General features: G+C 29.2%; 1 pseudogene. It reads left to right on the forward strand.

Annotated elements, in window-relative coordinates:
- Positions 1 to 148: 148 nt before the first annotated feature.
- A pseudogene (locus KM800_RS15610) lies at positions 149 to 1,194 on the forward strand (ISAs1 family transposase); the annotation flags it as partial.
- Between the last annotated feature and the right edge of the window lie 135 nt (positions 1,195 to 1,329).

Genomic DNA, 1,329 nt, shown 5'->3' on the forward strand with positions numbered 1-1,329 from the left:
GTTATGCTCAAGGCTATATAAATCAAAAGTGAAGGGGAAGATTTTTATAAATAAACTAAATATGTTTGATATAGAAAGCAAAATATTTGATGCATTTAATGAGGTCGAAGACCCAAGAGGGGATAACAAAAGGCATAAGTTTATAGATATTATAGGAATAGCTATATGTGCTATAACTAGTGGTGCAGAATCCTATAATGGTATTGTAGAATTTGCAGAGGCAAGCGAAGACTGGCTAAAAGTGTATTTCGAGCTTCCTAATGGAATTCCATCACATGATACATTTAACAGAGTATTTTCTCAAATAGATCCTAAGCAATTTCAAAAATGCTTTAATGAACTAATGAAAGAATTATCTAGTTTAGTAAAAGGTGAAATAGTATCTATAGATGGCACAACACTAAGAGGTTCATCTTGTGATAGTTCAAATCAAAAAGCAATTCATATAGTTAGTGCTTGGGCAAATGAAAATCAAGTGGTTTTAGGCCAAATTAAAACAGAAGACAAATCCAATGAGATTACAGCAATTCCCAAATTATTAGAGCTATTAGAGTTGAAAAATACTATTGTTACTATTGATGCTATGGGTACTCAAAAGAAAATAGCAGAAGCAATTATAGAAAAAGAAGCAGATTACATATTGGCATTAAAGAAAAACAAGAAACTCTTTATGATAATGTGGAATTATTTTTTGATTCAATAATAAAAGATAAAATGAAAGATGTAGATGTATTTAAACTTATTAGCCAAGAAAAGAATCATGGAAGAATTGAAACAAGAAAATATTATTTAGTTAATGATATTTCATGGTTACATAACAAAGAGGATTGGAAAAATATAAAATCAATAGGAATGGTTGAACGAAAAAGAATTATTGGAGAAAAAGAAACATTTGAACGCAGCTATTATATAACTAGTGTTGAATCAATAGAATTATTTTCTAAAGGTGTAAGACAACATTGGGACATAGAGAATAAACTTCATTGGGTTCTAGATGTTTCTTTTAACGAAGATAGATGTAGAGCTAGGAAGAATAATTCTGCTGAAAATCTAGCAGTCTTACGACACTTATCATTAAATTTACTCAGGGAAGAGAAAACTTCAAAGAAAAGCTTAAATTTGAAGAAACTTAGATGTGCTTTAGATAAAGGCTATTTAGAGAAAGTTATTTTTAACCCTCTACGAGGTAAAGAATAGAAAAATAAAAATACTCCAAGGATAAGTATATGATTAATTTACAGAATATTAAAACAAATATACATCTTTATATTGGAATAAAACACAATATAAAGATGCGTTTGCCCTGCTATATACCACCGATGAGTCATC

The organism is Clostridium tyrobutyricum (genome assembly GCF_019144085.1).
Lineage (GTDB): Bacteria > Bacillota > Clostridia > Clostridiales > Clostridiaceae > Clostridium_B > Clostridium_B tyrobutyricum_A.